Origin of the sequence: Citrobacter freundii complex sp. CFNIH2, assembly GCF_002880615.1 — a bacterium.
GTDB lineage: Bacteria > Pseudomonadota > Gammaproteobacteria > Enterobacterales > Enterobacteriaceae > Citrobacter_A > Citrobacter_A amalonaticus_F.
In genome coordinates this window covers 4,102,049-4,123,413 of the sequence record NZ_CP025757.1, presented here as the reverse complement: position 1 = coordinate 4,123,413, position 21,365 = coordinate 4,102,049, and the positions used below count along the sequence as shown (strand labels likewise).

Here is a 21,365-nt window from a genome sequence, read left to right as displayed (position 1 = left end):
TTTCCGGATATTCCTCAGGAAATAAGGCCGGATTTTCCGGCCTTTTCTGATTAATTCCAGCTGAGAATGACTTTCCCGGACTGGCCTGAACGCATGGCGTCAAAGCCTTTCTGGAACTCATCAATCGAGAAGCGGTGGGTGATGATCGGCGACAGATCCAGCCCCGACTGAATCAGCGCGGCCATCTTGTACCAGGTTTCGAACATCTCGCGGCCGTAAATGCCTTTAATGAACAGCCCCTTAAAGATCACCTTCGTCCAGTCGATAGACATGTCAGAGGGAGGAATGCCCAGCATAGCAATCCGACCACCGTGGTTCATGGTGTCCAGCATCGCGCGGAAAGCTGGCGGCGCACCGGACATCTCCAGGCCGACATCAAACCCTTCGGTCATGCCCAGTTCGTCCATCACCTCGTTCAGGCTCTCTTTCGACACGTTGACTGCGCGGGTGATACCCATCTTACGCGCCAGTTCGAGACGGTACTCGTTCACGTCGGTGATCACCACGTTGCGTGCGCCCACGTGCTTCGCTACCGCCGCCGCCATGATGCCGATAGGGCCAGCGCCCGACACCAGCACGTCTTCGCCGACCAGATCGAACGACAACGCCGTATGCACCGCATTGCCAAACGGGTCAAAGATGGAGGCCAGATCATCCGAGATATTGTCCGGGATTTTGAACGCGTTGAACGCCGGGATCACCAGGTATTCTGCGAAACAGCCCGGACGGTTCACGCCCACGCCCGTGGTATTACGGCACAGGTGGGTGCGTCCGCCACGACAGTTACGGCAGTGTCCGCAGGTAATGTGACCTTCCCCGGACACGCGGTCGCCGATCTTGAAGCCTTTCACTTCCTGACCGATACCGACCACTTCGCCAACGTACTCATGACCAACAACCATAGGAACCGGGATGGTTTTTTGCGACCATTCATCCCAGTTATAGATGTGAACGTCAGTGCCGCAGATGGCTGTTTTACGGATTTTAATCAGCAGATCGTTGTGGCCGACTTCCGGTTCCGGAACGTCGGTCATCCAGATGCCCTCTTCCGCTTTCAGTTTGGATAACGCTTTCATCTCACATCCTCAGGCAATAACGCCCAGTTGTTTACCAATGCGGGTGAAGGCTTCCACCGCGCGGGTGATTTGTTCCGGGGTATGCGCCGCAGACATCTGAGTACGAATGCGCGCCTGACCTTTCGGAACAACCGGATAGAAGAATCCTGTGACGTAAATGCCCTCTTTTTGCAGCTCGCGGGCAAAGTCTTGTGCAATCACCGCGTCGCCCAGCATCACCGGGATAATCGCGTGATCGGCGCCGGCCAGGGTAAACCCGGCGGCAGACATTTGCTCACGGAACTGACGCGCATTGGCCCACAGGCGATCGCGCAGTTCACCGCCAGACTCAACCATCTCCAGCACTTTGATGGAGGCAGCGACAATCGCCGGCGCCAGCGAGTTAGAGAACAGATACGGACGGGAGCGCTGACGCAGCCATTCAACCACCTCTTTGCGCGCGGCGGTATAGCCACCAGACGCGCCGCCAAGCGCTTTACCCAGCGTGCCGGTGATGATGTCTACGCGGCCCATCACGTCGCAGTACTCATGGGAGCCGCGACCGTTCTCACCGACAAACCCCACCGCATGAGAGTCATCGACCATCACCAGCGCGTTGTATTTGTCAGCCAGATCGCACACGCCCTTCAGGTTGGCGATGACGCCGTCCATTGAGAACACGCCATCAGTGGCAATCAGCACATGACGAGCCCCGGCGTCTCGCGCTTCTTGCAGGCGCGCTTCCAGTTCCTGCATATCGTTGTTGGCATAGCGGAAGCGCTTTGCTTTACACAGGCGCACGCCGTCAATGATGGAGGCATGGTTCAGGGCATCGGAAATAATCGCATCTTCGGCGCCGAGCAGCGTTTCGAACAGGCCGCCGTTGGCATCAAAGCAGGAGGAGTAAAGAATGGCATCTTCCATGCCGAGAAATTCAGCCAGCTTTTGCTCCAGCTGTTTATGGCTGTCCTGGGTGCCACAGATAAAGCGCACCGACGCCATCCCAAATCCGTGAGAATCCATACCGGCTTTTGCCGCAGCAATCAGCTCCGGATGGTTCGCCAGCCCCAGATAGTTGTTGGCGCAGAAGTTAATGACGTGGCTGCCATCCGCCACCGTGATATCTGCCTGCTGAGCAGACGTAATAATGCGCTCTTCTTTAAACAATCCTTCCGCACGGGCGGTTTGCAGATCGTTGGTTAACTGTTTGTAAAAATCCCCACGCATTGCGATTCTCCAGACTGGGCAAATTTCAGCACATCTTACCTAACCCTGGACGCTGATACGAGATGACGCATTATCACTTCTTTAAAATGCAGGATAAATCACGCGTACCCACACGACCATTCGGTGAATGGCTGAAGCCAACGCTATGTAGTGATATGATAAGAGGTATTCGTGTCTGAGATTGTCTCTGACTCCATAATTCATAGGTTACAGTTATGATCATCGTTACCGGCGGCGCGGGCTTTATCGGCAGCAACATCGTTAAGTCCCTGAATGATAAAGGCATCACCGATATCCTGGTGGTGGACAACCTGAAAGACGGCACCAAGTTTGTTAACCTGGTGGATCTGAACATTGCCGACTATATGGATAAAGAAGATTTCTTAATCCAGATCATGGCGGGCGAAGAGTTCGGCGAGATCGAAGCCATTTTCCACGAAGGGGCCTGCTCTTCCACCACCGAGTGGGACGGCAAGTACATGATGGATAACAACTATCAGTACTCCAAAGAGCTGCTGCATTACTGCCTGGAGCGCGAAATTCCGTTCCTTTATGCCTCTTCCGCCGCCACCTATGGCGGTCGCACTTCTGACTTCATCGAATCCCGCGAATATGAGAAACCGCTGAACGTCTACGGCTACTCCAAATTCCTGTTTGACGAGTATGTCCGTCAGATCCTGCCAGAAGCCAACTCACAGATCGTCGGCTTCCGTTACTTCAACGTCTACGGACCGCGTGAAGGCCATAAAGGCAGCATGGCGAGCGTGGCTTTCCATCTCAATACGCAACTCAACAACGGCGAAACGCCGAAGCTGTTTGAAGGTAGCGAAAACTTCAAGCGTGACTTCGTGTACGTCGGCGACGTGGCGGATGTCAATCTGTGGTTCTGGGAGAACGGCGTGTCCGGCATCTTTAACCTGGGTACCGGTCGTGCAGAATCCTTCCAGGCGGTGGCAGATGCCGCGCTGGCCTACCATAAGAAAAGTGAACTCGAATACATTCCGTTCCCGGAAAAACTGAAAGGTCGCTATCAGGCATTTACTCAGGCCGATCTGACCAACCTGCGCGCTGCGGGCTACGATAAGCCCTTCAAGACCGTTGCCGAAGGCGTAACGGAATATATGACCTGGCTGAACCGCGACGCGTAAGGCAGGCAATCTATGAGGATTCTGGTGATTGGCCCGTCCTGGGTGGGCGACATGATGATGTCGCAAAGTCTCTATCGCACGCTCAAGGCGCGCTATCCCCAGGCGATAATCGACGTGATGGCACCGGCATGGTGCCGTCCGTTGTTATCGCGGATGCCGGAAGTCAACGAGGCCATTCCGATGCCGCTCGGTCACGGCGCACTCGAACTCGGCGAACGCCGCAAACTGGGTCACAGTCTGCGTGAAAAACGCTATGATCGTGCTTATGTGTTGCCCAATTCGTTTAAATCAGCGCTGGTTCCTTTCTTTGCCGGTATCCCTCACCGTACGGGCTGGCGCGGTGAAATGCGCTACGGCCTGCTTAACGACGCGCGCGTACTGGATAAAGCCGCCTGGCCCTTAATGGTCGAGCGCTACGTGGCGCTGGCTTACGACAAAGGCGTGATGCGCACGGCGAAAGATCTGCCTCAGCCGCTGTTATGGCCGCAGCTCCAGGTGAGCGAAGGTGAAAAGTCGTTAACCTGCAGCGCGTTTTCGCTTTCTGACGAACGTCCGATGATAGGTTTTTGCCCCGGCGCGGAGTTCGGTCCGGCAAAACGCTGGCCGCACTACCATTATGCGGAACTGGCGAAACAGCTCATTGATGAAGGCTATCAGATAGTGCTGTTTGGCTCGGCGAAAGATCATGAGGCCGGAAACGAAATTCTGGCGACATTGAGTGATGAACAACAGGCGTGGTGTCGTAACCTGGCGGGCGAAACACAGCTCGAACAGGCGGTCATATTGATTGGCGCGTGTAAGGCTGTTGTCACTAACGACTCCGGCCTGATGCACGTCGCCGCGGCGCTGAATCGTCCGCTGGTCGCCCTCTATGGTCCGAGCAGCCCGGATTTCACCCCGCCTCTGTCACATAAAGCACGCGTAATTCGCCTGATAACGGGCTATCACAAAGTACGCAAAGGCGATGCCGCCGAAGGCTATCATCAGAGTCTGATCGACATTACGCCGGCGCGCGTACTGGAAGAACTCAACAGTCTGTTACTGCAAGAGGAAGCCTGACGAATGCGGGTTCTGATCGTCAAAACGTCCTCAATGGGTGATGTGCTACATACGCTACCCGCGCTCACGGATGCGCAACAGGCTATCCCGGATATTCAGTTTGACTGGGTGGTTGAAGAAGGGTTTGCGCAGATACCGTCCTGGCATGCCGCGGTGAACCGTGTCATCCCCGTGGCGATTCGCCGCTGGCGTAAAGCCTGGTTTTCCGCGCCGATTAAAGCAGAACGCAAAGCCTTTCGCGATGCCGTACAGGCTGAGCACTATGACGCTATCATTGACGCCCAGGGACTGGTGAAAAGCGCGGCGCTGGTCACGCGTCTGGCGCACGGGGTTAAACACGGCATGGACTGGCAAACCGCGCGTGAACCGCTGGCCAGCCTGTTCTATAATCGCCGCCATCATATTGCCAGACAACAGCATGCCGTAGAGCGTACGCGCGAACTGTTTGCAAAAAGCTTAGGCTATCAAAAACCGGCGTCGCAGGGCGATTATGCCATTGCGCAGCATTTCCTTACCTTCGGAAATACGGATGAACAGCCCTATGCCGTATTTTTGCATGCCACAACGCGCGATGATAAGCACTGGCCGGAGGCCAACTGGCGAGCGTTAATCGGTCTGTTGGCTGACAGTGGGATAAGCATTAAATTGCCCTGGGGTGCGCCTCATGAAGAAGCACGGGCGAAAAGGTTATCTGAGGGATTCGCTCACGTTGAGGTATTACCGCGAATGACGCTGGAAGGCGTCGCACGCGTGCTGGCGGGAGCAAAATTTGTCGTTTCAGTCGATACGGGGTTAAGCCATCTGACCGCCGCACTCGATCGACCTAACGTCACGTTGTACGGTCCTACGGATCCAGGGCTTATTGGTGGTTACGGGAAGAACCAGGTGGCGTGTCGTGCGCCAGGAAATCAATTAGCAATGCTAAATGCTGATTCAGTCCGCGACGAACTATCATCATTATTATAAAGGTAATTGAATGCCAACCTTGAGTCTTATCAGTCCCTGGCGTCACTACGCCACAAAGACGTCTTCAGCACTGGAAGTGACAACCTATTTGCTCTGTGCCATCACGCTGATTGTTGCAATGTTTGATAATACGCTAAGCATGAAGTTATATAATGTTACGGCGATATTGGGTCTGTTGGCGCTGCTATTACGCGGTAAACCTGAAAGCTATTCGGTACAGTACTGGTTGCTGCCGCTCGCTATTTTTATCATCGGCGCGCTGGACGTCGCGTGGTATTCCGCCTTTAAGGTTGATCACTCTCCCTTTCGCGCGACCTATCACAGTTATTTGAACACGGCGAAAATCTTTCTCTTTGGCGCTTTTCTTACTTTGCTGGCGCTGACGTCAAGAATTCGCTTTAAGAAAGAGTTACCGCTTTATATCCTGTATTCGCTGTCATTCTTTATCGCGGGATATGCGTATTATATAAAAGCGACCACTGGCATAATTCGTCTTGATTTTGGCATTGGTTCGGCCACGGGCGCGGCCTACTCCATTATGTTTGTCGGAATTGTCAGCGGGATATCGATTCTCTACACCCAGCGGAATCATCCGATATTATTTTTACTGAATGCCATCGCGATATTCTATGCCCTGGCACTTACCCAGACGCGCTCCACGCTGTTGATCTTCCCGGTGATTTGCGCGCTGTCGTTGGTTGCCGGATATATCAAGTCGCCAAAGAAACTCTTCTTTTCAGTCATTGGCTTTTTCATCGCGTTGGTTGTGCTGATTGCCTTGTTTAGTAAGCCGATTTATAACCGCTTCCACGAAGGTGTGTCGGATCTGACACGCTATAGCCAGGGTAATAGCAAGAGTTCTCTGGGTGCACGTCTGGCAATGTATGAAATTGGCTTCGACATCTTTAAAGAGGCTCCGCTCGCGGCGAGATCCGCCGATACACGGGCCCAGCGAATGACAGAACTCGCAACTGAGCATAAATATTTGCAAGGCGCGCTGGAGTTTTCGAATGTCCATCTACATAACGAGTTTATCGAAGCCGCTTCACTGAAAGGGATCGCCGGTGTCCTGTCGACACTGTTATTCTATATCGCGCTGTTCTTTACGGTTTATTATCACCGTTCGCTGGGACTTTTTGCGTTAACGCTAGCGATCGTCGGAACGGGGCTCAGTGATGTCATTCTCTGGTCTCGTAGCGTGCCAATCATCTTAATAACCGCGATCGTTTTAATGCTTTTCCTCAAGAAAAATCGATTGCACGGCGATATTGCGACACAATAAGCTGACCATCAGAAGTGAGCTATCACTCACTTCTGATGTTTCGACAGCAACCCCTCTACCGATTCAGTCAGAACCTTCAGGCTAATATCCTTTACCGTATACGTCGGAGAGACCACCTGTAATGCATTGCAGTTATTCGGTGCCCAGATGAGGTGCGAGGGGTAGGTCGTTTGTCGCGCATTTGGATAAAGTGCGAGCGTAGGAATTTCATATGCCGATGCAATGTGGACCAGTGCGGTATCCACGGAAATCACATACTGACTGAATTTTGTCAGTGCAACGGTATAAATGAATTCTTTAAAGGGCAGGGATTCAATGCCCGGTATTGCAATAGCGCGAATATCTTCGGCTAAGCCGGTAAAAATAACCCGGTAATCCGGATGCTGTTTACGGAGATGCGAATAAATCGTACCGATCTGCTCATCAGACAGTCGACAGATTTTCTTTGCCCCTAGCGCATTGATAATAATTACTTTTGCGTCGCCAACAAAATTCAGAACATCCTTTTCAACCGACTCTGGTAACGGTAAATCATAACTCACATCAAATTCATGACGCTCATCGCCATAAAAATGACGCAGTATCTCACTGGCCCGTGTACACATGTGCGCCGTTAACTTCTCATCATGCGGATGGTAAACGGTATAGTAACGTTTATACCACTTATCAAAACCCAGGATATGAGCGTGTCTGACACCCGACAGCAACAGGCTATGACCAAAGGAAGGCATGGTTTCAAAGGGGTCAAGTACGATATCGAAAGATTCGCGGGAAAGACGTTTACGTAATGCCAGCACATCGCTGATAGCATTTGATTTTTTAATATAAAACTGATGTATCCGGCTATTACCAGAAAGAAACGCTTTCCCCGTTTCTGTGGTTAATATTGACAGTTGTACACCACGATTAGTCAGTTCGCGATACAACGAACTCAATACGATTAAATCGCCTAACTTGTTGTTATCATGGATTAGCAAGCAGGTCTGAATCTTATCTGCATTAATTTTTGCATTCTTTTTGCTGGCGAAGAAAAATGACAAAAAATTAATCTTAATTTTATTAATACAGTATCTTTTTTTCTTATGAAAAGCACCTAAACCCATGCGAGTTACCACACTACAAATAAAAAAGAGGTTAATACTAACTTACATAAGAATCGGCACGATCGTGAAGACCATGCGCATTGTTCATGATGTGCTGTCTGGAAGGTAACGTTGCAACATCCGCTGCCTTGATATAGGGAATAATATCGTAGCTTATGGCGGTATCGTCAGACAGATTATAAATATTAAAGTCGTCAACATTCTCACACATAAACTGGAAAAATGGCAGAATTTTGACTAAATCCTTGCTCAGTTCAGAAGGCATCGGATGGCGACTCTCATCATAAAAACGCGCACAGCTCCCGGTGATGTCTAATCCGGAACAGATCGTGTTGTCATAACCTAATGAATACGCTATCTGCATCGCCGTATACGCCACAGTATGGCATGAGCAGTAGCCTGAACTGATATCCTTACTAAACCCAACCAGTCTTTTACGTTTAGAAATGGGCACTCGAATCAAGAGATGCTTATTCCATTTTGAAAGCATTTCCAGCTTCAGTTTCTTGAAAAAGCCGCCTTTTTCACGCTTATAAAATGCGCGTAAAATCAAACAATGAGTCCGCATATATTTCTTATCTTCTTCGGTAGCGGCTTCATAAACATCCATATTGACGACAGTAAACTTGCTCGCCCGGCTAAATTGATAAAAATCGTGACGTCTTTGTAGCAAAAAACGTGCATCTGTTAAGACATAAATGAAGGGAGTAATACTATTACTGAGCAAGTATTCCGCGGCGCCGTTAACGGTAATGACATCATTGTTCTGCAAAAGAGAAAGCGGTGTCCCTCGGGAGGTGGGTCCCGATAAGAAAATGATCACGTTATCAGATGTTCTGTTGGCAATAAGTTGCTGAACACCTGCTCGAGTTATAAACTTAACATTACTCATATGAAACCTGTAGGTTTGTCATGCAACTTAAATCACGATGAATCTTTGAGGAAAGTGTTCATGGTTTATCTTTAGCGAGGATGAACAAACCAGGCCGCCCAGATTTGCTCATAAAATATACAAACTCATTTTTGCATTTAGAACGACCAAAAGCAATATTCTAAATAATCACATTGAAACTTAGCGCACACTTTTACCTTTCAGACGGCGCAGGAAATTTCGCCACTTTTTCTTATAAACCAGGAGATAAAAACCCAGGTCTTTTCTATTATTTTCAATACCATAGTGGCGTTCTAAATCAATACGATCTTTCGCCATTCTCTGTCGGGAAGGTCTTTTTCCGGACAGATCGATTATTCTTATTTCATCATTTTGTAATATGAAGTTACCTTTATGCGGATCACCTGAGACCATACCATGCCGATGCAACCCTTGAATGGACTGCTTTATCTTCTCTTTCACATCAGCGGAGATGACGGGCAGGTCAACCAGTTCAACACCCTCGATATACTCAATGATCATTATGTAGGTATGCACATAACGCAGGGTCTTCACTTCGGCAAGCAAATAAAAGTCATTTAAGGCGTCAAAACCTTCCTGCCGCACACGATCGGTCTGGTAAAAAAGCTTTTCGTAGTAATCCCCTTTAACCAACGACTTAAAGAATCGCTCAGTATTTTTTACTTTAGGGTGAAATACTTTCAGGATATATTTTCCATGGTCGGTATCAACTAACACGACCTTGGTATCTTCAATACTACGAAAGACTTTTAATACTTTAAGATTATGTGTTAAAAAATCATTGAAAATATCAATGTATTTTTCGCCGTCTTGTTTTACAAATACTGTATAGTTTTTAATTTTTGTTTCAGTGATCATAATTATAAAGGTATTATTTCGCTAAAATTTTACGATAGAGGTACGCTGCACCCGCAATCACTCCACGCAGATAATGTTTCTGAACCAAAAGATGTTTATATCTTTTTTTATACTCAACCATCGTCCGTGCATCTTTGGCAGGAACATCTTTCCACGGTGATTTAATAAAAGCAGTGGTATAATAAATCACGGAAGGATAATTTGCCCAGGCATGCCAGGGTTTTGTTGCCCCTGTATAGTGAATCAGTTTTGTATCAGCATGGATAACATTTAAATATTTTTCATGCGTCTTATCGTTTAATTCACTTTTAATAGTATAAATTGTATTATATTCACGAGGTAAAAAATACACTTTATCACGCAGCAATATATTCAGCACATCCTGATCTGGATATTTAAAAAAAGTTGCACTCCCATCATTGCCTGTCAAAAGCGACAACGCCCTTGCCGTTAATTGATTCTCAGCCCATTGTCGGAGGTTTATCAAGACAACACCGGAGTTGAAATATTGGCCCTGTAGATTAAAAGAGGGAAGTCTTTCATTTACCCTGGACTGAATGGAGTCAACATCCTTTACCACAGCAGCGACGTTATCATTGAGATCAAGGTCCAGAAGATAATCCAGAGAACCTTTGCAAATGACATCAGCATCAAGATACAACAATTTATCCAGTTTATGATGCAAATAATCAAAAGCGAAAAGTCGAAAGTACATGGCTCTTGACCAGACCTGTGTTTTCGGCAATACCTCAAGGCATTTGACATTGATAAGATATAATGAAATTTTTATCTTATGCTCGTGCACCAGCGCTTCAATCTTATCAACGAAGCTTTGTGTATATTTGTCGCAGATAATATGAAAAGCAACATTAATATCATTATGAATTAGCACCGAAGTAATCGATACCCCGACACCATCAAGATAGTTCTCATCAATTCCATAAGAGATATTTAATGTGTTACCATTATTATCATAGCGCTCATCAAAAACTTTATATTCTGCTATCTCTATTTCAGGAAATGAGTCCACTGCGTCACCTATAATTATTTTTATTTAATAATTTTGCTTTTAAAGTAAAGGGCATAATCGACCAGACCAGAAAAATATTGCTTCTGGTTGAACATATGCTTCGCCGCATAACGCAACTGATGACTATTTTTAGGTTTCAGCAATTCAACATTACACCAGGGTGATAACTTTTTCGCATTCAAAAAACTTTGCGCAATGGGGTAGTTGCCCCATTGATGCCAGGGCTTAGTCGGCCCAATATAATGAATGAACACCGTGTTTTCATCCACTGGGTTAACCACATCATGCTTTAATTCGTAATTGATGCTGAATTGGGTATTAAACTTCTTACCAATAAAACGCGCCTTGCCAACCAGCAACATATTCAGTACATCCTGGTCCAGGTGAGTGATACGCTGTACCACATCCGGATCGCGTAACATTTCGATGGCCTTGCGGGAAATATCCTCAGCGGTCCAGACAGGTAGGTTAATCAGCAAAAAGCCCGCATTAAAGTAGCCAGAAACCAGTCCCGGCGTTGCCAGACTAACTGAGCGCTTCGTCCACCACTCTGACTCGCCCTCTGCTACCACGGCCGCAATTTCATGTTCAGCAAACTGAAGGTCAATCAGTTCTTGTACACTTCCCTGACAGGCAATATCTGCATCCAGATACAGTACCTTATCCGTTTTTCCCGCGAAGTGGTCAGCGATAATAAACCGGAAGTACGTTGCATATGACCAGTTTTTAGTACTCGGTAATGATTTCAACTGCTCGCAGTCAACGAGATACACCACAATTTGGGTGGCATATTGCTTTGCCAACGCATTAAATCGCGTCTGTTCCTCATTGCTAAATGAGTCAGTAAAGACATGAAAGGCAAACGAAGTATTGGGGTTAGCAATCAGTATCGACGCAATAGACACACCGCAACCAAAAAGGAAGTTCTTGTCAATGCCATAGGCAATATTAAACTTATCAACATCACTATGTTCTGCATAGTTATAATCTAAAGTCTGCTGAATGACTTTTGCTTCAAAATACGTTTGAGTCATAGTGATCACTTATTGATTTTGGAGAATATCGCACTTCTTAAATGTTGAAAATAGACTTCATTATAGAAGTTATCTATCGTCTCAGGAATCAGATGACTATCATACTTCATTTGACCAGAGAGGATTTGGTTGAGCAGATGAGTAAACTGTTCAAGATCGTTCGGCGGATACAAATCGCCATTGATACCCGGTTTGATCATATCCCGTGGACCAGACATACAGTCAGAGCTAATGCACGGAATGCCATACGACATGGCTTCCAGCAGGGTCATCGGAAAGCCCTCGAACGATGATGTCAGCAACAGTGCCGTGACGTTCTTTATCTTATTTTGCACCACATCCCAGGGAGAGACCTGCCAACCATGCCAGGTTATACGCTCGTCAATACCCAGTTCTCGTCCATAGGACTGACATTTTTCGAAATCTGAACCGTCACCAACCACATGCAACCGCCATTCGCCTTCTGCATGGGATAATCCATCCAGCAGGTCCTTAATTCTTTTTTGCCCTTCAAACTTCATCCTTCCGACATACAGAAAGACCGCGGGTTGGCCTTTTTCTGGTTGCGGAATAATCTCTGATTTTCTGGAAACGGGATTATAAACAACGGTAATGTCCTTTTGATCAATACCCCGCGCGATCATCTGTTGTTTAATACCGCTACTGATTGCCAGATGATAATCAGCCCAGCTAACACATTCGGCGTGTTTTTTATGATCCAGAGAAAAATGTGGCCAGGAGAATATCGTAAAATTTTGGCCTGATTTCTTCCGCGCTTTACTGGCAAACAGGCAAGACAGCACATCAATACAGATCACCACATCGGGTTCTGTTTTCTTTAGCCAGTGGCTAAACGTATGGATATGCTTTGCCCGACGTAAAAAGCCCAGACGGATAGTGGAGAAAGAGCATGAATAGTTAATACCGCTTAACCATGCCTTATCCATTTTGTCATGTCGGCAAAAGAAAAACATCTCACACTGGATTGCAGAATGTTCGGCCTGAAAGTTGTTGATAACATCCCGGATGACCGTTTCCATTCCACCAAACCCGGACACAGCTTCGCCAATAAATGCGATTTTCATAATTTTTTGCTTTATATTATAAATTGAGCCATCGTTATTGATACTCATCTCTCTTGAATTCGTTGATTATCGTTTCCAACATGCAGTCCGGACTGTATTTATACAAAACATCATGTGTAACGGGCTCGATAGGCGCATTCAAAAAAGACTCAAATTTATCCCACCCATGATAACCAAGGATAAAGAAGCGATTTGTTGCATATATATTAGAATTCAATATACTTTTATTATTGGTGATTGTTTTTTTATTAAAATACAAAGATTCTAAGATGCGTAAAGTCCAGCCAGTTTGATCTTCCCGAGTTATGTCAATAAGTATATCTGATGCCAACGAACGCTTTAAATTTTCATTATAGGATAAAGGATTATCTATTACATAGTTCGAATCATACTTGACGTTATTATCACCGACAATATTAAAATCCAGGGTGACATTGTATGACATTAGCTTGCTTGCAAGCTCCGTTAATAAATTTAATCTGCTTTTATCTTTCCCCAGAAAATAGCAAACTAATTTATCATTTATTCTTTCATCAGAAGCACACTGCGCTACATCATGGAGTCCGATAGGGAAAAACTGCTCTAAGTGTTTTACTTTTTGAAAATTAATATCCTTGCGCTCAAAATCATAAATCAAATCAAAAGAGTCAACATGTTTTTCAATAAATGACTCATCCACAGCATTTCTTAACAGAAGCACTTTATGGCATTTTAAATTAGTAATAATTTGCGGAGTAATACCTTTAGTTATAACACTATCATTAAATACTGCAACGTCGTGCGGTTCCAACTCCTGAAGATAGGTTTTAATAAACTTCTTCCCTAACCAATTGGTATTGATGTTCAGTTTTCTTATTTTTTTTGCAACCCAAACATACCGCGATGGGACTGAAATATTAACTACCTGATAATGTTTTTGTAGGTAACCGATCATGTTTAATTCATAATCAGCCTTCCAATTTATAAAATATACTGTCATCTGGGATCACACTATCAGTATTTTATAAATACACAAATAAAAGATCTAAATCATAGGCCTTTACGCTGTGTCCGCTCTCTAATTTGCGCAGCTTTTGCCTCGGCATGTGATAGCAGGCTCGATTCTTCGCGCATAATCGTTTTCAAAGGAGCACCAAAATAAACCCGCATAAACCGCCAGATATCCCGCTGTGTCAACCCGATGTTTAGCGACGAAAAATAGAGGCCAATCAGGTCTTTATCACGCCAGCGGCGAGGAACTTTCGTACGAATCTGTGCCCTGTGTAGATCAATAATCGAAATCTTTAAGTCTTCTTTATTGCCTGAAAAAGGCAGATGCAGCAGGAAGTGGCAGATATAGCAATCACGGTGATTGATCCCGCCTGCGTGCATCTTGCGCACCATCGTGGCCACGCGGTCAATAAGCATCCACTTGACGTTGACGTCCGGTGGATTCGTTGCCCAATCCGCACAATAGTCTTCCAGACTGATGGTCGGCGTGAGATCTTCGGTAATAATGAACGACGTTTTGGTCAGAGGGTTGAGCCCCTTCTCACCAAACCCAACGCCATACATCGTATCCACGCCTAAATCCTGGAGGCGATGAATTGCATTCCACTCTCTGTCGGCGCCCAAAACCGGCATCCGCAGTGAGAGAAGGTTTTTGACAATCTCCTTGAGAGAAGTACCCCGATGCCATTTAAGGAAATAGCTTTTCCCCGCCAGTTCAAATCGCAGCGTACGCCGGGTTTCCAGTTCCCTGAAGACCTCACCCTGCAGCGTTTTGACTTCCTCAAACGCATCTTTCCCGCGCCATAATGTGGCTAACGGTTCTTTCAATTCAACCATCCAGACCACCTGTAATAATGTCCGCCGCCTTTTCCGGCAGACTGTACAAATCTTGCGTATCCGCATAATGCCGCGCGTTTTCTGCCCATGCTGCACGCAATGACGGCTGGGTCAGCGCTTTACGCAAAATGTCGTTCAACGCGTCCTGCCGCCAGGGTTCTTCAATGACATCGCCACAGTTAGCCTGCGCAATATAATGCGCATAGCCGCAAACGGCAGAGGTCAACACTGGCAGGCCAGCAGTAATCGCCTCCAGCAGAACAATACCTGCCGCTTCCTGATAGGCCGGGTGCAGTAACAAATCCGCGGCAGCCATCAACTCCGCGACATCATTGCGCCCGGAGAAAAAGTGCACATTACTGCGCACGCCGCGTTTTTCTGCCAGTGCTTCAAATTTGCGAGGCTTATCCTGACCGACAATATATAAAAGCGTGTTATGCCGCAGCGCCGCCGGCAGTGAAGCAAGCGCTTCAATCGAACGATCCACCCCTTTGCGGGTAAAATCAGAACCGACCTGCAACAGTAAGTTTTGCTGCTCCGAAATACCGTTCTTCTGGCGAACGATTTCACGGGCATTCGGGATTTGCGCACTGTATTTTCTGTCCGGATATATCCCCGGAGGGAGAATATGAAAACGCTCCGCTTCGGTTTGATAATGCTTCTGGAAATCAGCAATCTGTGTATCCGTCAGCATTAATAACTGCGTCGGTTTACCCTGCTCAAACGTTGCCCGTTCAAACGCCGCATAATGGCGATAACGGGAGGTCAGACGATAGAAAAAACCTTTTTCCTGTGCCACCTTTTCGGCGTAACAGACATCCGCGGCAAAATAAACGTCCAGACCCGGCATCTTGTTAAACCCCACGACCCTGTCAACGGGATGCTCACGCAAATGCGCCTGCACCCAGGCATAATATTCCGCATTACGCCCATGGTTGGTCCGCGATTTAACCGGTACACGAATGAGCTCAAAAGCATCCGGGCATTCTCCGTCCCACGATTGAGTATAAATACGGACCTGATGACCTCGAGCTGCGACGGTTTGCGCAATGCGCATAAAGTCACGTTGTAATCCGCCGAACGGAAAATACTTATACAAACAAAAAGCCACGATCATACTGGCGCATCCATTTCGATAATTTGCGCATTCTGCGGCAACAGTTTTTCCGTTGCCGCAATCACATCCTCCGCGGGAATAACGGACATATATTTTTTGTTACGGTCCAGTTCAGATCGTTTAGGCATGGGCTGATAGTCACCTGCCCAGAACTGAATAATATTGTCAGTCCAGGGACGCCAGAAGACGTGGTCTGTCGCGCCAAACAGACATACCACCGGCGTTTTGACCGCCGCGGCGATATGCCCAGGGGCTGAATCAACGCCAATAAAAAGGGCGGCATGATCAATCAGCGCGCCTAATTCCGGGAATCGGGTTTTGCCTGCCAGCCCGGTTACCGGTTTGGTTTCGCACCCCAGCGCAATCTCTTCCACACAGGCTAAATCGTCAGCAGAAGGGCCGGACGTCAGCACCACCTGATAACCACGACGCTCAAGAGCATCAATGACGCGGGAAAATTTGTCATTATCCCAGCACTTAAATAACTGCCTTGCCGTGGGTTGAATCACCACATACTGATGCGTCACGCCGAGCTGGCGCAACTGTCGACGCATGTTCTCCCAGTGTTCAGGTCGATAGCTCATGGTCGTTTCAGTAACAATATGCTCCAGACCCAACGGTTTGAGTGCTGACAGCGTACGTTCGACAACGTGTTCCCCGGAATAGGGAACGAGATGGGTAAAACTCTGTTTCCAGAATGCAGACTGCCGGTTGGCGAAATCCTGGGATATTTTTACTCTTGCGTGCAAAAAACGAACAATCAGCGCCACAATCCACTGATCGGTCAGGTTGATGACCAGATCATATTGGTTGTTGCGTAAGGTCTTAATCAGCGAAAGCGTATTTTTAATTTTTTCTGCCGCTCCCGTCCCCTTATTGCTGATGCCATAGAGGGCATTAATCTCGGGGTTTTCCGACAAAATAGGCATCGTATCCTGGTAAAGAAGCATATCGATTTTGGCGTCAGGATAGTTCTGCTTCAGCGTACTGATAACGGGAGTGGTTAATAGCATATCCCCGTGGAAACGCATCTTGATGACCAGAATTTTTCGAAAAGGCTTTTCCACACGCGACTCTTTTGTTGTGATTGTCCGATAAAGTTAAGCAGAAAACAGCACGCTACCGCCCCAGGCTCAACAGCTACCCGATCACTGATATTGCACTGACTTTTACGCGCTAGTGTATCACTTCTTTCGCTGCGATCCGACTCGAATAAATTAACCGCAAAACGGATACTTTTCTTTTTTAAATCAAATTGATATTAATCTTATCATCGCTTTTTTCGTCACCGATTGAATCGGCTAACAACGGCAGAGGCAGTAAAAATCAATAAATGGCATAAAAATGCAAAAAAACTGAGCCGGGCTGGCGGAATTAGTCGGACTTAAAGCTATTTAAGTCAAAAACAGGAAAAGTAATGGTAAAGCCCTGGCTAAATACATAGAATCCCCAGCACATCCATAAGTCAGCTATTTACTATGCTCGAATTGCTTTACACCGCCCTTCTCTACCTTATTCAGCCCTTGATCTGGATACGGCTTTGGGTGCGCGGACGTAAGGCCCCGGCCTACCGTAAACGCTGGGGTGAACGCTACGGTTTTTACCGCCGCCCCCTGAAACCGGGCGGTATTATGCTTCATTCCGTCTCTGTCGGAGAAACACTGGCAGCCATTCCTTTGGTTCGCGCCCTGCGACATCGCTACCCCGATCTGCCGATCACCGTCACCACGATGACGCCAACCGGCTCCGAGCGTGTCCAGTCTGCCTTCGGCAGCGATGTTCAGCACGTCTACCTGCCTTACGATTTACCCGATGCGCTGGGTCGCTTCCTGAACAAGGTTGATCCCAAGCTGGTGCTGATTATGGAAACGGAGTTGTGGCCGAACCTGATTGCCGCGCTGCATAAACGCCATATTCCACTGGTCATCGCCAATGCGCGTCTTTCCGCCCGCTCCGCTGACGGTTACGCGAAGCTGGGGAAATTTATCCGCCGAATCCTCCGTCGTATTACGCTAATTGCCGCGCAAAATGAAGAGGATGGTCAGCGCTTTGTGACGCTGGGCGCGAAGAACAATCAAGTGACCGTCACCGGCAGTCTGAAGTTCGATATTTCCGTAACGCCACAGCTGGCCGCAAAGGCCGTTACGCTGCGTCGCCAGTGGGCGCCGCATCGCCCGGTGTGGATCGCAACCAGTACTCATGATGGTGAAGAGAGTATTATCATCGCTGCCCATCAGGCATTGTTGCACCAGTTCCCCAACCTGCTGTTGATTCTGGTCCCGCGTCATCCGGAACGCTTCCCGGATGCGATTAACCTCGTGCGTGAAGCCGGACTAAGCTATACAACACGTTCCTCCGGCGAAGTTCCCTCAGCCAGTACCCAGGTGGTTGTGGGAGATACGATGGGTGAACTGATGCTGCTTTACGGCATTGCGGATCTGGCGTTCGTCGGAGGATCACTGGTTGAACGTGGCGGACATAACCCGCTGGAAGCTGCGGCACACGCGATTCCTGTGCTGATGGGACCTCACACCTTCAACTTCAAAGATATCTGCGCCCGTCTGGAGCAGGCCAGCGGTTTGATTACGGTCACTGACGCCACAAGCCTCGCCAAGGAGGTTTCCTCTTTACTGACCGATGCCGATTATCGTAATTTCTATGGTCGTCACGCAGTTGAAGTTCTCTATCAAAACCAGGGTGCGTTACAGCGCCTGCTACAGCTGCTGGAACCTTATCTGCCACCGAAAACGCATTGAGGGCTGTTATGCAAAAACGGGCGATTTATCCAGGTACTTTTGATCCGTTGACGAACGGCCATATCGATATCATCACGCGTGCTACGCAGATGTTTGACCATGTCATTCTGGCGATTGCGGCGAGTCCCGGTAAAAAACCGATGTTCAGCCTTGAAGAGCGCGTTGCGCTGGCTAAGCAGGCCACTGCCCATCTGTCTGGCGTTGAAGTGCTGGGCTTTAGCGATCTGATGGCCAACTTTGCGCGTGAGCAACAGGCCAACATCCTGATTCGTGGATTGCGCGCCGTGGCGGATTTTGAATACGAAATGCAGTTGGCCCACATGAATCGTCATTTGATGCCAGAACTGGAAAGCGTCTTTCTGATGCCTTCTAAAGAGTGGTCCTTCATCTCATCGTCACTGGTGAAAGAAGTGGCCCGCCATCAGGGCGATGTCACCCACTTCCTGCCCGAGAATATTCATCAGGCGCTGTTGGCTAAGCTCAAATAGCGTCCCGGATCCGGGACGCCCCGCCTTACTTCTGGCACTGACGGCAATAGAACGTCGCACGTTGCGCGTGTTTCGATGCTACGATCGGCGTTCCGCACACTCTGCATGGCTCACCTTTGCGGCCATAGACCTGTAACTCCTGAGCAAAATAGCCCGGTTTACCATCGCTTTGCAGAAAATCTTTCAGCGTCGTTCCCCCCTGTTCTATCGAGCGCAGCAGAACGGCCTTAATCACGCGCACCAGCAGTTCATATTCAGCCGGCGACAACGACGACGCCAGACGGTCAGGATGAATACCCGCAGCAAACAGGGATTCACTGGCGTAAATATTTCCGACCCCCACGACCAGCTTGTTATCCATCAACCAGGGTTTAATCGCCGTTTTCTTCTTCGCGCATTTCTGTTGCAGGTAGTCGCCGTTGAAATCGTCGCTTAGCGGTTCAGGGCCAAGATGCGCCAGTACGTTGTGCCCTTCCAGTTCTTTTGTCCACAGCCAGGCGCCAAAGCGACGGGGATCGGTGTAGCGCAGGACTTTACCATTACTCATCACTAAATCAACATGGTCATGTTTTTCTGCCGGAAGTTCTTCAGCAAGGATACGTAAACTACCTGACATCCCCAGGTGAATGATGATCCAGCCATCGGGTAGCTCCAGCAGAAGGTATTTCGCACGGCGCTGAACGCTGAGCACCGGTTTGTCGCTCAGACGGTAGATCTCTTCTGATACCGGCCAACGCAGACGTCCATTACGCACATTGGCATGCAGAATGGTTGCCCCGACCAGATGCGGTTCAATACCGCGGCGGCTGGTTTCGACTTCAGGTAATTCAGGCATAACGTCTCCGGCTTTGTATCAGGTCTCACTAATATGGGGATGGCCAGAAAACAAAAAACCCCGCCGAAGCGAGGTTTTTCATTACAGCAAAGCGAGAATTACTTAATTTTCGCTTCTTTGTAGAGAACGTGCTGACGGACAACTGGATCGAATTTTTTCAGTTCCAGTTTTTCCGGCTTAGTACGTTTGTTCTTCGTGGTGGTATAGAAGTGACCAGTACCAGCAGAAGAAACCAGCTTGATCTTCTCACGAATACCTTTAGCCATGATTTATTTCCTCTTAGTACTTAGTACTTTTCGCCACGGGCACGCAGTTCAGACAGAACTGTATCGATGCCTTTCTTATCAATTACACGCATACCTTTAGCAGATACACGCAGGGTGACAAAACGCTTTTCGCTCTCAACCCAGAAACGGTGAGAGTGCAGGTTAGGCAGGAAACGGCGTTTAGTCGCGTTCAGTGCGTGGGAACGGTTGTTACCGGTCACCGGACGCTTGCCAGTAACTTGGCAGACTCGGGACATGTCTATTCTCCAAAAATCAAATTAGCTCGAGCTTCGTATGGGGTATCGGCGCCTCGTCAGGCTTTACAGCCCGGTCATCGCGGTTCTACACCTCACCCTTCAGGCTGCCTTAACGCAACGTGAATGATTGGGCGTCTAAGTGAACACTCGATTGCCAGGCCCAAATGCCAAACCCGAGATTCTCAAAGGTGGCGTAGTATACGCTGAGTCAGCGATGTGCTCAAGTCCCGAACAGACAAAGATCCCGATGGATCGCGCAAAGTGCGTCAAATCCAACCACGTTCCGCAAACGAAACGTACTCTCCGCGTCCAATGACAAGGTGATCAAGCACACGGATATCCATGAACTGACAGCATTTTACGACACGCTCGGTGATAAGTTTATCCGCTTTACTCGGCTCTGCACACCCCGACGGGTGATTATGAGCAAGGATCACCGCAGATGCATTGATTTTTATCGCTTCACGAATAATTTCACGCGGATGGATCTCAACATGGGTGAGTGTGCCAGAGAAAAGGCGGCTATGTTTAATGACATGGTGTTGGGAATCGAGAAAAACCACCATGAAAACTTCACGCGCTTCTCCCGCAAATTGACTCTGCAAAAAATCCCGGGTTAACACCGGGCTAAGTAACGGGTTCGTGCCTTTTATTTGCACTTCATAAAAGCGCCGGGCCAGCTCCGCGATACCTTTAAGCTGCGCATACTTTGCTACGCCAATCCCTGTCACGGCGCTGAATTGAGAGTAATCCGCCGTCAACAAGCTATAGAGAGAGCCAAAATGTTCCAGGATCTCTTTTGCCAGCGCAAAGACATCTTTCCCGGGCGTTCCGGTCCGTAAGAAAAGCGCCAGTAGTTCGTCATCCGTCAGCGTGTCGACCCCAAGCGCCAACAGTTTTTCCCTCGGCAGCACGTATTCAGCAATTTCCATCCCCACCCCTCCTCATGCCAGTACGCATGGTGGCATGGCCCGGTGGGGGAATCGACGTACAATTTTCACTCCTGCGTAGCGCCTCGCAAAGTGATTCATGGGTGAACGCACGACAGTTTACGGATTG

At 48.2% G+C, this 21,365-nt stretch carries 22 protein-coding genes; 6 read left to right on the top strand and 16 right to left on the bottom strand.

Going from position 1 to position 21,365, the window contains the following annotated elements; translation table 11 throughout:
• Nucleotides 1–50: 50 nt before the first annotated feature.
• Both tdh and kbl read right to left on the bottom strand, forming a co-directional pair.
• Nucleotides 51–1,076, bottom strand: coding sequence for an L-threonine 3-dehydrogenase (gene tdh, locus WM46_RS20245; protein WP_042998613.1), 1,026 nt, complete (start codon nt 1,074–1,076; stop codon nt 51–53).
• A 9-nt stretch (nt 1,077–1,085) separates the two neighbouring features.
• Nucleotides 1,086–2,282 (bottom strand): glycine C-acetyltransferase, encoded by a 1,197-nt coding sequence (gene kbl / locus WM46_RS20240; RefSeq protein ID WP_042998614.1) that lies wholly within the window; start codon nt 2,280–2,282, stop codon nt 1,086–1,088.
• 215 nt (nt 2,283–2,497) lie between these two features.
• Between kbl and rfaD the strand changes: the two genes are divergently transcribed.
• From rfaD to WM46_RS20220, 4 genes are read left to right on the top strand one after another with little or no spacing between them, the layout of a single operon-like run.
• On the top strand, nt 2,498–3,430 hold the full coding sequence (gene rfaD / locus WM46_RS20235) for an ADP-glyceromanno-heptose 6-epimerase (RefSeq protein WP_042998615.1): 933 nt from the start codon (nt 2,498–2,500) through the stop codon (nt 3,428–3,430).
• A gap of 12 nt (nt 3,431–3,442) precedes the next feature.
• Complete coding sequence (rfaF, locus tag WM46_RS20230; RefSeq protein WP_042998616.1) at nt 3,443–4,489, top strand: ADP-heptose--LPS heptosyltransferase RfaF; 1,047 nt, start codon at nt 3,443–3,445, stop codon at nt 4,487–4,489.
• Nucleotides 4,490–4,492: 3 nt separating this feature from the next.
• Entirely contained in the window at nt 4,493–5,455 is a 963-nt protein-coding gene (rfaC, locus tag WM46_RS20225) for a lipopolysaccharide heptosyltransferase RfaC (protein WP_102603143.1), read from the top strand.
• Nucleotides 5,456–5,465: 10 nt separating this feature from the next.
• A complete protein-coding gene (locus WM46_RS20220; RefSeq protein ID WP_102603142.1) occupies nt 5,466–6,737 on the top strand; it encodes an O-antigen ligase family protein in 1,272 nt (423 codons plus the stop codon).
• A 26-nt stretch (nt 6,738–6,763) separates the two neighbouring features.
• Here WM46_RS20220 and WM46_RS20215 read toward each other — a convergent pair whose 3' ends face one another.
• The 10 genes from WM46_RS20215 to rfaQ all read right to left on the bottom strand — a co-directional run bounded on the left by WM46_RS20215 (nt 6,764) and on the right by rfaQ (nt 16,771).
• Entirely contained in the window at nt 6,764–7,840 is a 1,077-nt protein-coding gene (locus tag WM46_RS20215; RefSeq protein ID WP_102603141.1) for a glycosyltransferase family 9 protein, read from the bottom strand.
• A 37-nt stretch (nt 7,841–7,877) separates the two neighbouring features.
• Nucleotides 7,878–8,732 carry a 3-deoxy-D-manno-oct-2-ulosonate III transferase WaaZ gene (gene waaZ, locus WM46_RS20210; protein WP_102603140.1) on the bottom strand — a complete coding sequence of 285 codons (855 nt, stop codon included), beginning with the start codon at nt 8,730–8,732 and terminating at the stop codon, nt 7,878–7,880.
• Between the two features lie 180 nt (nt 8,733–8,912).
• Nucleotides 8,913–9,611, bottom strand: a complete 699-nt coding sequence (rfaY, locus tag WM46_RS20205) for a lipopolysaccharide core heptose(II) kinase RfaY (protein ID WP_102603139.1) — start codon at nt 9,609–9,611, stop codon at nt 8,913–8,915.
• Nucleotides 9,612–9,624: 13 nt separating this feature from the next.
• Nucleotides 9,625–10,641, bottom strand: coding sequence for a glycosyltransferase family 8 protein (locus WM46_RS20200; protein WP_061075908.1), 1,017 nt, complete (start codon nt 10,639–10,641; stop codon nt 9,625–9,627).
• A gap of 20 nt (nt 10,642–10,661) precedes the next feature.
• Nucleotides 10,662–11,675, bottom strand: a complete 1,014-nt coding sequence (gene waaO, locus WM46_RS20195; protein WP_102603138.1) for a lipopolysaccharide 3-alpha-galactosyltransferase — start codon at nt 11,673–11,675, stop codon at nt 10,662–10,664.
• A 5-nt stretch (nt 11,676–11,680) separates the two neighbouring features.
• Nucleotides 11,681–12,760: a lipopolysaccharide 1,6-galactosyltransferase gene (waaB, locus tag WM46_RS20190; protein WP_102603864.1), complete on the bottom strand. Its 1,080-nt coding sequence runs from the start codon at nt 12,758–12,760 to the stop codon at nt 11,681–11,683.
• A 34-nt stretch (nt 12,761–12,794) separates the two neighbouring features.
• Nucleotides 12,795–13,739: a lipopolysaccharide biosynthesis protein gene (locus tag WM46_RS20185; RefSeq protein WP_102603137.1), complete on the bottom strand. Its 945-nt coding sequence runs from the start codon at nt 13,737–13,739 to the stop codon at nt 12,795–12,797.
• 50 nt (nt 13,740–13,789) lie between these two features.
• A complete protein-coding gene (gene rfaP, locus WM46_RS20180) occupies nt 13,790–14,587 on the bottom strand; it encodes a lipopolysaccharide core heptose(I) kinase RfaP (protein WP_102603136.1) in 798 nt (265 codons plus the stop codon).
• Complete coding sequence (locus WM46_RS20175; RefSeq protein ID WP_102603135.1) at nt 14,580–15,704, bottom strand: glycosyltransferase family 4 protein; 1,125 nt, start codon at nt 15,702–15,704, stop codon at nt 14,580–14,582. The genes rfaP and WM46_RS20175 overlap by 8 nt, the downstream gene beginning before the upstream one ends.
• Entirely contained in the window at nt 15,701–16,771 is a 1,071-nt protein-coding gene (rfaQ, locus tag WM46_RS20170) for a lipopolysaccharide core heptosyltransferase RfaQ (RefSeq protein WP_071887609.1), read from the bottom strand. The genes WM46_RS20175 and rfaQ overlap by 4 nt, the downstream gene beginning before the upstream one ends.
• Nucleotides 16,772–17,182: 411 nt before the next feature.
• On the opposite strand from rfaQ, the gene waaA reads away from it, so the two are divergent.
• Together waaA and coaD are read left to right on the top strand one after the other, a co-directional pair.
• Nucleotides 17,183–18,460 (top strand): lipid IV(A) 3-deoxy-D-manno-octulosonic acid transferase, encoded by a 1,278-nt coding sequence (gene waaA, locus WM46_RS20165; protein WP_044263542.1) that lies wholly within the window; start codon nt 17,183–17,185, stop codon nt 18,458–18,460.
• Nucleotides 18,461–18,468: 8 nt separating this feature from the next.
• A complete protein-coding gene (coaD, locus tag WM46_RS20160; protein WP_061075903.1) occupies nt 18,469–18,948 on the top strand; it encodes a pantetheine-phosphate adenylyltransferase in 480 nt (159 codons plus the stop codon).
• Between the two features lie 25 nt (nt 18,949–18,973).
• Here the strand turns inward: coaD and mutM are convergent, their stop codons facing one another.
• The 4 genes from mutM to radC form a co-directional block, all read right to left on the bottom strand.
• Nucleotides 18,974–19,783 (bottom strand): bifunctional DNA-formamidopyrimidine glycosylase/DNA-(apurinic or apyrimidinic site) lyase, encoded by an 810-nt coding sequence (mutM, locus tag WM46_RS20155; protein ID WP_061075902.1) that lies wholly within the window; start codon nt 19,781–19,783, stop codon nt 18,974–18,976.
• Nucleotides 19,784–19,881: 98 nt separating this feature from the next.
• The gene (gene rpmG / locus WM46_RS20150) at nt 19,882–20,049 is read right to left on the bottom strand and encodes a 50S ribosomal protein L33 (protein ID WP_003024094.1); all 168 of its coding nucleotides are present in this window, start codon (nt 20,047–20,049) and stop codon (nt 19,882–19,884) included.
• A gap of 20 nt (nt 20,050–20,069) precedes the next feature.
• Nucleotides 20,070–20,306: a 50S ribosomal protein L28 gene (gene rpmB, locus WM46_RS20145; RefSeq protein ID WP_002436699.1), complete on the bottom strand. Its 237-nt coding sequence runs from the start codon at nt 20,304–20,306 to the stop codon at nt 20,070–20,072.
• 266 nt (nt 20,307–20,572) lie between these two features.
• Nucleotides 20,573–21,238, bottom strand: coding sequence for a RadC family protein (gene radC, locus WM46_RS20140; protein ID WP_061075901.1), 666 nt, complete (start codon nt 21,236–21,238; stop codon nt 20,573–20,575).
• Between the last annotated feature and the right edge of the window lie 127 nt (nt 21,239–21,365).